10 protein-coding genes and 1 pseudogene are annotated in these 12,781 nt (G+C 57.8%); 2 read left to right on the top strand and 9 right to left on the bottom strand.

The window, feature by feature from the left end; genetic code table 11:
- Positions 1-19 precede the first annotated feature (19 nt).
- Positions 20-1,261 (bottom strand): cytochrome P450, encoded by a 1,242-nt coding sequence (locus I3J27_RS33310; RefSeq protein WP_270163114.1) that lies wholly within the window; start codon positions 1,259-1,261, stop codon positions 20-22.
- 458 nt (positions 1,262-1,719) lie between these two features.
- On the opposite strand from I3J27_RS33310, the pseudogene I3J27_RS33305 reads away from it, so the two are divergent.
- A pseudogene (locus I3J27_RS33305) lies at positions 1,720-1,935 on the top strand (IS110 family transposase); the annotation flags it as partial.
- 142 nt (positions 1,936-2,077) lie between these two features.
- Here the strand turns inward: I3J27_RS33305 and I3J27_RS33300 are convergent.
- The 8 genes from I3J27_RS33300 to I3J27_RS33265 all read right to left on the bottom strand — a co-directional run bounded on the left by I3J27_RS33300 (position 2,078) and on the right by I3J27_RS33265 (position 10,605).
- Positions 2,078-2,803, bottom strand: a complete 726-nt coding sequence (locus tag I3J27_RS33300) for an HAD family hydrolase (RefSeq protein WP_270163113.1) — start codon at positions 2,801-2,803, stop codon at positions 2,078-2,080.
- A complete protein-coding gene (locus tag I3J27_RS33295) occupies positions 2,800-3,573 on the bottom strand; it encodes a phosphoribosylaminoimidazolesuccinocarboxamide synthase (protein WP_270163112.1) in 774 nt (257 codons plus the stop codon). Before I3J27_RS33295 ends, I3J27_RS33300 begins: the two co-directional genes overlap by 4 nt.
- A 585-nt stretch (positions 3,574-4,158) precedes the next feature.
- Positions 4,159-5,289 (bottom strand): aminotransferase-like domain-containing protein, encoded by a 1,131-nt coding sequence (locus I3J27_RS33290; protein ID WP_270163111.1) that lies wholly within the window; start codon positions 5,287-5,289, stop codon positions 4,159-4,161.
- Positions 5,290-5,300: 11 nt separating this feature from the next.
- Entirely contained in the window at positions 5,301-6,881 is a 1,581-nt protein-coding gene (locus tag I3J27_RS33285; RefSeq protein WP_270163110.1) for a class I tRNA ligase family protein, read from the bottom strand.
- 1 nt (position 6,882) lies between these two features.
- On the bottom strand, positions 6,883-7,212 hold the full coding sequence (locus I3J27_RS33280; protein ID WP_270163109.1) for a cupin domain-containing protein: 330 nt from the start codon (positions 7,210-7,212) through the stop codon (positions 6,883-6,885).
- 25 nt (positions 7,213-7,237) lie between these two features.
- Positions 7,238-8,017 carry a phytanoyl-CoA dioxygenase family protein gene (locus I3J27_RS33275; RefSeq protein WP_270163108.1) on the bottom strand — a complete coding sequence of 260 codons (780 nt, stop codon included), beginning with the start codon at positions 8,015-8,017 and terminating at the stop codon, positions 7,238-7,240.
- Between the two features lie 21 nt (positions 8,018-8,038).
- Entirely contained in the window at positions 8,039-9,136 is a 1,098-nt protein-coding gene (locus tag I3J27_RS33270; RefSeq protein ID WP_270163107.1) for an MFS transporter, read from the bottom strand.
- A 152-nt stretch (positions 9,137-9,288) separates the two neighbouring features.
- The gene (locus tag I3J27_RS33265) at positions 9,289-10,605 is read right to left on the bottom strand and encodes a lysine N(6)-hydroxylase/L-ornithine N(5)-oxygenase family protein (RefSeq protein ID WP_270172937.1); all 1,317 of its coding nucleotides are present in this window, start codon (positions 10,603-10,605) and stop codon (positions 9,289-9,291) included.
- 1,506 nt (positions 10,606-12,111) lie between these two features.
- Between I3J27_RS33265 and I3J27_RS33260 the strand changes: the two genes are divergently transcribed.
- A complete protein-coding gene (locus tag I3J27_RS33260) occupies positions 12,112-12,312 on the top strand; it encodes a hypothetical protein (RefSeq protein ID WP_270172936.1) in 201 nt (66 codons plus the stop codon).
- Positions 12,313-12,781 lie beyond the last annotated feature (469 nt).

Raw genomic sequence — 12,781 nt, 5'->3', positions numbered from 1 at the left:
GCAAGTAGGAGCCTATTGCCTAAGCGACCATCTGCACTGGGAGGGCGGAATAACCGTGCACGAAGTTAGACGCGACTCGTTCCGGCTCGCCGACCACCTTGATGTCCAGGCGTCTATTCAGCATTTCTTCCCAAAGGATCTTCAGCTGCAGTTCCGCAAGGTGTCTTCCGACACAGCGATGGATACCGAACCCGAACGAGAGGTGTTGCCGTGAGTCCTTCCGATCGATGATGAAGCTGTCGGCCTGGTCGATGACCTCATCGTCTCGGTTCCCGGAAATGTACCACATGACGACCTTATCGCCTCGCCTGATTTGCTTGTTGCCTATCACGATATCGACCATGGCAGTGCGGCGCATGTGTGCGATCGGCGTCTGGTAGCGTATGACCTCGGAGACGGCGCTCGACACGAGCACAGGATTGTCGCATAGCTTCCGGAGCTCGGACGGATTCTGGTTCATGAACAATACGCTTCCACTCATCGAATTGCGCGTGGTGTCATTCCCGCCCACGATCAGCAGGATGAGATTTCCCAGGAACTCGCGTGGCTCCATATTCCGAGTCGCCGGTGAGTGCGCCATCATCGAAATCAAGTCGGCGCGGGGCTCGGCATTTTTTCGCTCGTTCCAAAGTCGTGTGAAATAGTCCAGGCACCCGGACAGGACTGCGCGTCGCTTCTCCCAAGTGTCGATCCCGTGGTCAGTTCGCGGAGTCGTGGCGGCGACGTCCGACCAATAGGTCAGCAGCCGCCGATCCTCAAATGGAAAATCAAACAGCGTCGCTAACATTTGCGTCGTCAACTCGATCGAGACCTTATCGACCCAGTCGAAGGTTTCATTGCGCGGCAAGCCATCCAGAATGGCCTTGACCCGCCGACGGATCAAGCCCTCGAGCTTGGCCAGATTCTCCGGTGCCACTATCGGGCTGATCGTATTGCGCTGCTCGCCATGTTTCGGAGGGCTCATCTTGATGAAACTCGGGGTCCAATACTCCTCCGGTAAATCGACGATCGTGACGCCTTGCTCTGACGAAAACACTCCGTGAGTCATGTTGACTGCAACGATGTCGTGGTATTTTGTTATGGACCAATAGGGACCGTAGGGGCTATCGCTACAGTAGTGGATGGGATCTTCCTTTCGTAACCGCTCGAAATAGGGCCAAATGCTGTCATCCTGAAAGCGCTTGACGTCGCTGACATCCAGATCGCTCAGAAGAACATCATATGCCCCCTCGCGCGCGTGACCTGCCGATATTGTATTCATGATCGCCCTCCGGCCTTAACCTCTCATCTTGCCTCCGCTCGCCTGGGCGAATTCCTACGGCGGCTCTGAGAGCTTCCCACGATCCTTGAATGGACCGACCGATCATTTTCCGCCCGCCGCGGCGCTTTCGGTTGCGAGCGATTGATCGGTTTGAATGGTCGAACAATATCGCAAGCCGGAGCGCAGCTCCCCTATCATGATTGGGAGGCGCGTGAAATTGCGTTCACTGCTATAATCACTCGTCGTACAACCGCTCAGCTGGTCGCAGCATCATCGCGAGCCATCGCTGAATTCTGGTGACGGCTTGGCCGGATCAGGAGGCGGCAACTGGGCTTGACTGACCTCGATCCCGCCGCTGAATGTCAGACCGAGAACGAGGTGTGGCAAGTGATCGTGGCCATCGAGACGACGCCATCGTTTCTGCGCGACAGATCGATCTGCGGGCGTTCTTAGCCGGGCTGGCTCGGTGCCTGATCGATATCAAGGCGTGCGCGACTGCGCACCATTTGGCGCACGAATTGATCGCGCTCGGCCACCAAGTCCGGCTGGTGCCGCCGAGCGACGTCAAGGCCTACCTCAAGCGCGGGAAGAACGACGCGGCCGATGCAGAAGCAATCTGCGACGCGGTGACGCGACCGAGCATGCGCTTCGTGCCGGTGAAGAGCGAAGAGCAGTACTTACTGCCTCTTCGCAGTGGACTTCCACCACCTACTCCTTGCCGGTTTCCCGGCGCACCAACTGTAGTGCTCAATCTGAGTGTGGCGCGGAGGCATCCGGGTCACAAACGCTTCTTAGAAATGAAATTACCGGTACTGCTTATGCACCCTTGCCGAGGAGCGAAAAGATATCATCGAGTGTCGTCATGATAGCGGCCGAGTCGTCTTTTGGCAACGAGGCGTCACGGCAGAACCAGACTGCTTGGCATCCCGCGCCGCGTGCGCCCAGAACATCCGAGCGAAAGCTATCACCTACCATGATGACCCCGTCTGGCGCCTCACGCAAAAGTTCTAAACAGGCATCAAAAGCGGCTTGGCTGGGCTTGCGATAACCGCAATCGCCGCAGAACATGACAAGATCGCAGTTGCGGCTGACATTTGTGTGCCGACCTACCTCGGCTCGCCACAACCTGTGGCTCGTTCCCCAAGGCGTATTAGACAAGATCGCCGTCCGGTAGCCCATGCGGCGAACTGTAGCAATAACTTTCTCCGCTTCTGGCATGAGCCGGCCACTGGCAAAGATCCTTTTGCAGAGGCGCAGCTCGAGTAGCTCTGCATCCGCGTCATCCATGTCGGGTGCCAGCACGCATCTCAACCGGTCGGCGAAAGAAACCACACGACAATCCTCGCGCTCTCGGTTCAGCGCCTGCAACGTCGCGCCAGCGATGGATCTCGGCGCTGTCACAGTGGCCAAATCTGTAAAGCTGGACGGATCGGTGAGGAAATCATGCAAGAACTCAACCTGTGCGGCCTCGGTCCGCAATGGATAATCGCAAAGGGTGTTACCCCAGTCAAAGATGATGGCGTTAGGATTGCTCATCTTCATGGAAGCGCTTTCAGCCGATCCAGAAACGCTCGCCACTGGCGGAGAATAGTTTCTGGATCTTTGCCCTTACGCCAAAGGTCCTTGTCTAAATCATGTGAGGCGTGCTTGGCTCGCATGCAGTCTGGTGAAACCTCGCCAAATATCGCATCGCCTTCGGCGGTGATAAAAAAGCAAATATCGAGGAGTTCAATTTCGCACGATGCCAAGACTCTCGCCAGCGCCTTGAAGGCTCGCAAAGCCAAATGCCTGGCAGCATCCGTATCGATGAAGCGGTCCGCGAGCCAATTCGGCATGCATTCGTCCCGATGCGGTAGTGGGTTGCGCCAGTCGAAGCGCACATAGGGTTCGTGTCGCTGATCGGGTCGGAGGTATCCGCCATGACGCGTCGGGAAAGTCTCCAACCCGAGGTATATATGTTTTGGTGTCCCGACATAGGCCGCCTTCACGATGACCTCGATAGGCGGAGCCGCAACTCGCCGACTGATGTAATAGTCTTCACCGACGTGAACGACCGTGGAAGGCACACCCTCAGTCTCTAGCATCCGCCAAAGCCGCTCGCTGATGCGTAGACGTAACCAGTCGGTGCCCTCAACTGTGGCAGCGCGATTTGCGGAGTACGAAAACAACGTGGGCTTTAAACGCACGATGACGCGTTGATCGTCGATAACGCGGATCACTTTCGATTCGCCCTCTATCAGCAAAGGCAAATCTTCGAACCTGGAGCGCCAGCGGTCCGGATGTGGAAACGCGGCTCGTTCAATAGGCTGCATTAGGATTTCCAACTATTCACTATGTTTCTGCGTACAGGGGCACTGTCCTGTCGTACGCACGGGGCTTCGTATTCGTACACCCCGAGGGCATCCCCACGAGGCTGTGAGCGACCGCGACCGCGACCGCGACCGCGTCGCAACCGCCCAGGCGTACCGTTGCACACCACCTCGTTCCGATTACAACGGGATGGCGCAACGTCGGGTATTGTCAGGCGCTGGATCCGCCCCACATCACCGATTGCTTGGTGATGTCCTTCCAACACGCAAATGGCGTGCCGAACTGAATTAGCGCTTCAGACCCTTGATCCAAGCATCTTCAAGAGCCTTGAAGCGTGCGTCGCGTCACATTGCTCGAACTGTCTCAAAACCGACAATCGACACTGAAGGATATCCGACAATGTCAGTTGGATGGTAATGTACCCCGATTGTGGGGCCACGTACTTGGTTGGAAGGGGCCGCGCTCCGTTTGATAGGCGGAGCCCATGATGACGACGAAGACCAGACGCAAGATCGACGCGGCACTGAGCGCAAAGATCGCGCTGGAAGCCGTGCGGGAGCAGACGACGTTATTTGTGTGATGCTTAGTTAGGTCGCGTGCAAGGTACCCAATCGCGCCAGGCCCTGCTCAATGAGCGATGTGGGGAGATAGCTAAAACACAGGCGTACATGATCGCCACTTCGTGGGCCATAATTGCGACCATTTATGAGATGAACGGCGTGCTCGCGACGTGCAGCCTCAATGAAAGTCTCAACTTCGAGACCAGCAGCCAACCGCACCCAAAACGAGAAACCACCGCTTGGTACGACATACTCTGGCTCGCAAAATCGGCTAAACAGCAAGAGTGTATGCAGGATATCCCGCTTGGCACGATAATGCTGGCGCAGGCGCGCAATGTGCGCATCAATGGCGCCCGATTGCAACAACGCTAAAACGATATTACTGACGATGGGGCTTACGCCGCCATCGCATTTTAGCCGTGCAAGCCGGTTGATGATGTTCGACTCCGCAAGCACCCAGCCTACCCGTAACCCCGGTCCGGCGACCTTGGAGACGCTATGGATGTTGATCACGTTGCCACCTGGTGCCAACCAATCAACCGTGCCGTTATAGGGCAGCTCCGCATACACAAGATCCTGTACCAACGCCACGCCATAGTGGTCCAGCAGCGCTGCGACCCGGGCCATATGGGTGCGCGACATCTGGCGCCCGGTCGGGTTATGAAATGCTGGCGTCGTATAGAAAAGCTTCACGCGGGTATGACTACGCAACATTGCTTCGAGTTCATTCAGATCGACCCCTTCTGCGCACATACCGAGCTGGAGGATGTTCGCGCCCACGATCGAAAACGTTCGCAGTGCGCCCAAATAACACGGGTCCTCGGTCAGGACGATATCGCCTGGGTCGATCCAAGCGTCGGCAATCAATTGCAAAGCCTGTGAAGCGCCACCCGTAAGGATAACTTGGTCATCGCGCACACCGTAGCGCCCTGCGAGCTTTGTACGGAGCTCGGGTAAACCCAGCGCATCCGTATACTGCGGCAGATCGGCGGAGGCGACCCCGGTATCCCGGTTAAATGCATCCGGCCAGGCCAGCTCTGTAAACATCACCGGATCGGGCAGGCCGTAACCGAAATTGATGGCGTGCTTCGCACCTGAGTAAGAGAACGGGGCAAAGCCCTGAGCGAGAGCGCTACGGTTAGAGGCCCGCGAAGTCATGGTTTTGTCTCTCAAACAGATTGCCTCACCTGTTCTGTGCGAAAACGCGTGTTGTACGCTGCAATGAAGTTCGCAGATACCGCCGCACTGAAATACGGGAAGTCCACCCTCGCGCCCGGCAGGGCTGCTGCTGCAGGCGTCTTGAGGGACGGCTGCCAGGCCGCGCCGAAGAAATGCTGACCGTAGCGTATCGCTAGCTCAGGTACCACGGGATAAAGCAGACTCAGGAACAAGGAGACCGTCGCGGCATTCCACATACCATTGCCCTCGCGCGCAAAGTCGGCCACCTCCAGATACGTGTCGATGATATCAAGCGCATCCCAGAAACGCAGCGACTCGATCGCATCGGCATAACGCTGAACCAGGCTGCGGAGAGTAGGGCAGGGGTGCTTGTTGTCCACTGTGTGTGCGTTGTTGTCTGAGTGGCGTAACGCATCCTCCCAGATCCGAAGGCGTGACGCTGCCATGATCAGGCTGTCAACATCGAAGTCGTTCTTATTGCTGTCGAATGGCTTGGCCACGCGCGCCAGCGCGTAGCGGAGGACGCTGGCGTCCACCTCTCGCGTCACTTCATCGGCCCAAAGGGCATGGTCACGACTGGTCGAAAACTTTTCGCGCTCGAGCTTGTAGAAGTCCTGGACGGAATGATTCTTGGGAATTGGGTAGCCACGCGCGAGCAGGGCGCCTGTCACACCTACCGTGTAGTAAAAACGGTTATCTTGGCCCATGAAAAACAAAAGCTGGGTGTTCGGATCGTGCAATGCCGAATGGGCGTCCAGATTGTCACGGTCGCATAGCTCGCGAATTCCAGTTTCGAAACTCCACAGGCCCTCAAACCATGTGAGGAGGGTTTGGTCAGTCACATGTTCAGGCTGTGTTAGCTTGACGCCATGACTGAAGTGGCGTGACATCGGCAAGCCATGTACGGCGCCGGCTAACCAAGTGCGCGCCTTGTCGCGGATAACCCCGGGCCACGCGCTTTGTTCAATGGCTTTGTCCAGCACCTGAGCCAGCCGGGGTACATCAAACACGGCCTGCTTGATCGGCCTTAGCCCAAGCGAGCCGCCGCACGTGGTGTGCCGCGCGTCGCGTAGGGTGTCGTGCTGAACAGCTAGCCCGCAGTCTTCGCACAAATTGCTGTCGGTCGTCGCATCGCATGCCGGACAGACGCCCACTGCCAGCGAGTCGGCCACGAATTCGTCGCAGTGTTCGCAATAGAGCTGGACACCGTCGCGCACGTCGACATAGCCGGCCTCCTGCAATTCGCGGAAAATCGCCAGCGCATTCTCTTTGTGGGTCTCGCTAGATGTACGCACAAACGCATCAGGCGTGATTTGCACCGCGCGCAAGCACTGCAAGATCTCGTGAACGTGCTTCTGTGCGACGTCGCTAACCGGTCGGCCGAGTTTTCGTGCCTTCACCAGCGTGTACGTGCCGTGCTCATCCGCACCCGTAATATAGTACGCGCGATGGCCAGCCATACGCTGAAAGCGGGTGAACATATCGGCGAGTAAGTATACGCCGCCGACGTGACCGAGATGCAGCTTGCCGTTGGGGCAAGGGGGAGCGGGACAGACAAAATAGGTGCGCATGTCAATCCCACCAAATGGATAGAAATTTGAGAGAATCGTCCTGACTGACGTTGCGGATAGTGTGCTGCTGGTTTGGTCGCATGTAGCACAACGTCGTCTCACTCACCGGCCTCATCTGGCCGTCAGCTTCGAACTCTCCACGCCCGGAAATCAGCAACCACAGTTCGTGCTCGTGGTGCCCGTGCAGATCGACCGCGCCGCCGGGTGCGACCTCCACCACCGAGGCGCCGAACCCGGGGCTGAGACCATCCGGAAGATGCTCCAACAGACGGCAGACCAGCACGCCATATTCCGCTCGCATCAATGAATGATCGATCTGCTTGGTGTACACGACGGTCCTTCCTTCGAACTGGCACTCAATCGCGATAGAATATGCCGTTAGGCGCGTTCAGGTTTTCCGGATCCGATAGCTTGCCTTCCGGTGGGTTGTAGGCGCGCTTCATGCGCATATACTCGGCACGCGTTGGACCTCCCGTAGATGCGCGCTGGAACACCAGATAAAGCGCGCGGCGGGACCGACTGCTCTTATTTGGCAGTGAATAGTGGGGGGCGTAGTCGTCGAAAATAAACACATCGCCGGCTTTCCATGACACCGGTTCCCATGTGAAGGTCTCGGCGACCTCTGGATTGATCACGCCGCCGGCATCCATTGGAAACACTCCCTCCTTATGGCGACCTGGCGTGAAGAAAAGACCGCCGTTGTCAGGCTCCGAATCGTCGATGGCAATGGCTGCCACTGCATGCACCATGCGTTCCGGTATCTTGTGTGGGATATGATAAATGTCCTGGTGCGGGCGGTAGCCGCCGCTATCAGGATACTTGAAGATCAGCAGCTCCTTTAGCATCCGCGTGTCCTCATCGAGTAGCGTCTCGACAGTCGTGCGAATGCGGCCGTCGGCCAACAGCGCCTCGCGCAGAGCGTCATGGTAATCCAAGAAGTTCTCCACCTTTGAGATAATCTTGCGATTGCCGGCTGTCTTCTCGAACCACATCATCCATTTGTCGACGCTTACATCCCAGCGCGCGACATCATCCACGAAATTGGAAATCCCGTCGCGAGCGGCCGGATCGAAGAAGCCTTCGAGCCGGAGATATCCGTCCTGTTGCCATTTCGCTTTTTGCGCCTCGGTCAGCATAGGCGAGCTCCCTTCCCAGAATTACAGGTCACCGGTTGTAGCCTTCACTCGAAGCGCAGTTACCAGCAGCGCATTCAAGGCCGTCGCGCCCAATAGCGTCAGCAGCATCGCGTCGGGACCAAATCCGCGGATCAACTGCCCGCCGACCAATGGAAAGCCGAACAATCCGAGGAAATATGCCAGCGTGAAGATTTGTGAGGTGACCGGCACGGACACCCCGTGGTCGCCAGCAAGATTGACGGCCATTCCGTTGAGGGTGGAGTAGGTGAGCCCATAGCCTGTCGCGAAAATGGCCGTGGCCACGATATAGAGCGGGGTGCTGCCGGTATTGACAATGAATAGTACCAGTGATGCACCAGTCGCTGCGAAGAGCATGAGCGCAAGTCGGTGTACGGGCAGGCGGCCCATCACGTGGGCGAGAGAGAAGCGCAAGGCCACGCTGGACGCAGTAAATATCAAGAAGAACAAATCGGAATTCAGGTGACGTGATGCGGCATAGGCGCTCTGATAGGTCGACAGTCCCGAGAAAGTGCAGGCGGCAATCGCAATCATAGCGATGGGGGCAGCTGTGGATTTTCGAACGAGCGCTACGGTCGCAGTTACCGTGATTTCGATATGCGGCATCGGCACTGCAGGCAGGTCCAACATGGCACGTCGTGCGACCTCTACGCAGATGGTCACGATGACGCATGCTATCGCGAACAGGACATAGACCATGGCCAAAGAGCCGGTGACGTTTGCCAAGAAGTGACCGAGCGGAGCGGCTAAACCGAGCCCGGCCATTTGTGAGCCGGACAAAATGGTCAAATATTGGATACGTGCGGCCGGCCGTAGATGGCGAATGATCTGCAACGGCGACAAGATGAAGGACACCGACCATCCCGCGCCCATCAGCATAGCGCCAGCATAAGCTGCTCGCTCATCGAGGACTGCGCCGGCAACGAGCATCATGGCTAGCGCCATGGTAATCGAGGCGGCGGCCACCGTCGGCATAATGCCGATGCGCTGCGCGACCCAGCCTGCCGAGCAGCAGCACACGATTGTCACAATCATGGCGCTGGAGATCAGAAAACCTGCGGTTTCACTACTCTTACCAAGCGCCTGCATGTAGTCCGGCAATAGGAAGCTCGTGCCGTAAGCTGCTGCAATAACAATCGATGCGACCAGAAATGGTCCAAAGGCGCAGTGGTGTAGCCTAATAGATAGTTCGTCCGCAGCTATAGCGGGAGCATCAACACGACGGCTGTGGAGGGGGGACAACGACGCTTGGCTCATGTGATTGCGGCCATTTGTTGCGTGGTCGGCATCGCATCCAGACCGCCTGGTTCGGGCATGTCTGAAGTGTCATAACCGTCCAGGATCTGCCGATCTGACGTATCCAGATAGAATGGTTGTCCGAGCAGGCTGTTGATGATGAGGCTGCTCCGGTATGCGACCAGCGATAAATTGACGCTCTGCAGCCCATGCTGCAGGCGGCTTTGGTTCTGCAAATATACCGGCCCTGGCATGTGCTGATCGAACCGGACCGCGTAGTCCGGGCCGACGACAGGCAGGCTATCCTCCATGTGCGCGCCGCGCAGGAGCGTTTGCAAGAACGGTGGGGTGCGCGGCTGGAAGCCTGTGGCGAGCACGATGCGATCAACCAGGATGCTGTGATTTCGCGGCGCCGCGATCCCGCTCAGATCGACTTGCCAACGTTTGTTGTGGGACGTGATGTCCGTTAGGACAACGCCGGACAACAAACGAAAACTGTCATCCAGCGTGCCCTCCACGCCGCGTTGGTACAACATGTCATAGAGGCGATTGCACAACTCAACGGAAATGCCGTCGCTTGTCAGCTTCTCGTGCTCCACGATGGCACGACGTTGCTGGAGCGGGAGAGCGTGAAAACGCCGGCTGTACCCCGGCATGTAAGCCTCGTTTACGAAACTGTTGTCGTCCATTGCAAACAGGTTTGTCCGCGACGTCACCCACGTAATCCGCGCCGCTACGGGACGACTCAGCATGTGCTCAACAATCTCAGCACCGCTCTGACCACCTCCCACCACGAGCACATGCTCGCCGACGTAAGGTGGATCCCGCTCGAGATAGTCGGCCGCATGATAGACGGCGTTGCCGATCAGGGGCCTAGCACACGCTGGAATCTTCGGCTCTACGCCAACTCCTATCACCACAGCGCGCGCGAGGTATGTGGTTGTGCTCGTGTTGACGCGGTAGCCGTCCCTGAAGGGCGCAACGTCGACCACCTCTTCGCCAAAGCGGAGCGTCTTGAGCCGTCGTGCGACCCACTGGTAATAGTCGGTAAATTCCCGCCGCGAGGTTGAGGCGTCGCGTCTGTTGACGAAGCTGTAGAGCCGCCCGTGCAGTGCCAGGTAGTTGAGGAAAGAATAGGGGCTGGTAGGGTCTACCAGGGTCACGCAATCCTTAAGTGGCGACACTTGTAGCCGGCTGTTCGGCAACGCCAGTCCCGGATGCCAACAAAATCCCTCGCGTTTCTCTAAAAAGAGCGCGCGTAGCGGGGTAGGTTCAATCAGTGCCGCTAGGCTGAGGTTGAACGGGCCGATCCCGATGCCAATGACATCAAGCATATCCACAGAGGCCTCTGTCACGCTCGTGTAAAACCTATCCGGAAGGACGAAGGACGTCACCTACTCGAATTGGCAGCCTACAACCTGACGTCACGTGCGATACAAGCGCCTTCAGCTGATCCCGCTCGACCGCATGCCATTCTGCCGTGAGTAGAGTGGCTGCAACCAAGACGCGCCGTGAAGCCGGCGGCAGCAGCCACGGTCGTCTGGTGTCGCCGACCCAGCTCGGGCAAGCCCGTGATTTTGTATGGATCTGTCAGCATTCACCGGCACCCGCACGCGGAAGCAGTCTTTGCGCAATTTCGTGATGGGCGAGCTGTGTGAGCGCGGCTGGGCGGACGGGATTTAGCCAACCGAGGTGATCACATCATACGCAAATCGACATTGGAGTGCGGAGGCCTTGTGCGACTCCGACGAGTGTCGCCGGCGACCTCGATTCTCCATGGGCATCAACGCCATACGAACTGGTTTTCGAATTTCGTCACTTGTGCCTCGTGGGTTGGCGTTTGACAGCTTAAGCGAGTCGACCGACTCAGATAATTCTGACAGCGCGTTCGGAGATGGCGGCGACCGACTGCCCGTTGTGCGGGATGCTTTCGCGCCGAATCAACGCTCGCCACCATGGACAGCTTGCCGATCTGCGCTGCGTCGGCAGGGAGGTACGCATCCAAATGATCTTACGGCGGGTTGTTTGCGAGGTGGCGCGTTGCCGCCGGCAGATATTTGCCGGACGCCGGGAGACGATGTGGTCCCGATCCGCGCCGCGTCGTGCAACGGCACGATCGGGATGAAGCACACGAACTCATGACGGACACGTCACTGCTTTGCGCGCGCTCGCGCCGCAATCCGGCACCAGCGTCGATCGAATTCACATACCGTCGCGGGCGGCATCGTGGTCACGGTGATGACCTCGCCAACACTGTGGGCGGATTTCGATCGAACGGACAAACCGTTGCGGTGTCACCCGGCGGTCTCGACCGGAACCGATTCAATCTTGTGCGTGTGAGGGCGTTTAGACTGGCAGAAAAGCATTCTCTCGAAAAACGCGAGCAGGACAATTCATTTTAGCAACATAGTGTCGATGCTTGCAGATTTGGAGACGCGTAATGATCTATGTTCCCGAGTGCGAATGCGGGGCCTGGGCCCGCGCGTCGAGCCAGGGTCGATCAGGAGGCATCGCGCCGCAACGACCTTCTGCAGCCGGCGTCGCTATAACTTTGCTCCTTTCTAGTCTGAGATGAATGCGGCGCCGCGCCAATTCGGCAACTTTGGATAGCCATTGCATTGACCATCGTGCCGTTCTGCCGGATAATCGTCAGCAGCAGATCGTGCTGCTCAGGGTCGCCGCAATGCCAACGAACGACGGAAGGTTGATGTTCGACATGCGAAGCCGCATGCCACATCGCTGCGTCTCGGCGGCGACCGGTGTCTGTAGTTGATCGTACCAACAAATCCGAATTGATCAACAATCAGGCAGGAGCGCCGGAGTCCGGCGATCGCGCAGAGATGTCCCAAGCCTATATCATCGAAGTATTCGATCGAACCGCTGGTATCGTCGTCAGCGACGGACGCGGCTATCGCTTCTTCTCATCGGAGCGGGTCTTTGACAGCCTCGACGGCGGTCATTTCGGCTCCGCCCGCGCCGCGGAACGCGCGGCGAGGGCACTTGTCGAGCAACGCCGCGGCGCCGGCAATCAAGCGCCATAAAGCCCAAGGTAGACAGAGGTTCCGGCTTGTGTGGGGGCGGTGGGACCCGCTGAGCGCTCGCGCTCCCACGGCTGAGGGGCGCGGCGTCGGTCGTCGGGCCAGGTGAAAGCACCACAAAACGCTTGGAGGCAACGCCTGACTGCTTGAAGATGAATGGTTGCGCTCCCAACGCGGGAGTCGTCTGCCTAAGACGGTCGCGACCTGGGAATGTCGGCATCGGTGATTGTGCGATGCGAGTCTTGGTCGTGCAGCAACAAACAAGCCGCTTGTTGCGAATCTAAAAAAATGAGTTTCCCGGATACCTCAAAAAAGAGTTGGTCTTAGACTCGCGCGCTCATGGGTTCTCTGGGACTATCGATCGTCAATCAATGGTGCTTGAGAGAGGGAAGCGCTGATGGTTTGCAATGATCTCGTCGAGGAGGCCGACCGTTCCGCCGCGCGGAGTCCTTCGCGTCTTATGGTGAGCGCG

The organism is Bradyrhizobium xenonodulans (assembly GCF_027594865.1).
Taxonomy (GTDB): domain Bacteria; phylum Pseudomonadota; class Alphaproteobacteria; order Rhizobiales; family Xanthobacteraceae; genus Bradyrhizobium; species Bradyrhizobium xenonodulans.
This window is presented reverse-complemented; position numbering and strand designations above follow the sequence as displayed.

Bases quoted from the DNA above. Each gene is read 5' to 3' on its own strand.
- I3J27_RS33310 (WP_270163114.1), bottom strand. From the start codon at position 1,261: ATGAATACAATATCGGCAGGTCACGCGCGCGAGGGGGCATATGATGTT.
- I3J27_RS33300 (WP_270163113.1), bottom strand. From the start codon at position 2,803: ATGAAGATGAGCAATCCTAACGCCATCATCTTTGACTGGGGTAACACC.
- I3J27_RS33295 (WP_270163112.1), bottom strand. From the start codon at position 3,573: ATGCAGCCTATTGAACGAGCCGCGTTTCCACATCCGGACCGCTGGCGC.
- I3J27_RS33290 (WP_270163111.1), bottom strand. From the start codon at position 5,289: ATGACTTCGCGGGCCTCTAACCGTAGCGCTCTCGCTCAGGGCTTTGCC.
- I3J27_RS33285 (WP_270163110.1), bottom strand. From the start codon at position 6,881: ATGCGCACCTATTTTGTCTGTCCCGCTCCCCCTTGCCCCAACGGCAAG.
- I3J27_RS33275 (WP_270163108.1), bottom strand. From the start codon at position 8,017: ATGCTGACCGAGGCGCAAAAAGCGAAATGGCAACAGGACGGATATCTC.
- I3J27_RS33265 (WP_270172937.1), bottom strand. From the start codon at position 10,605: ATGCTTGATGTCATTGGCATCGGGATCGGCCCGTTCAACCTCAGCCTA.
- I3J27_RS33260 (WP_270172936.1), top strand. From the start codon at position 12,112: ATGTCCCAAGCCTATATCATCGAAGTATTCGATCGAACCGCTGGTATC.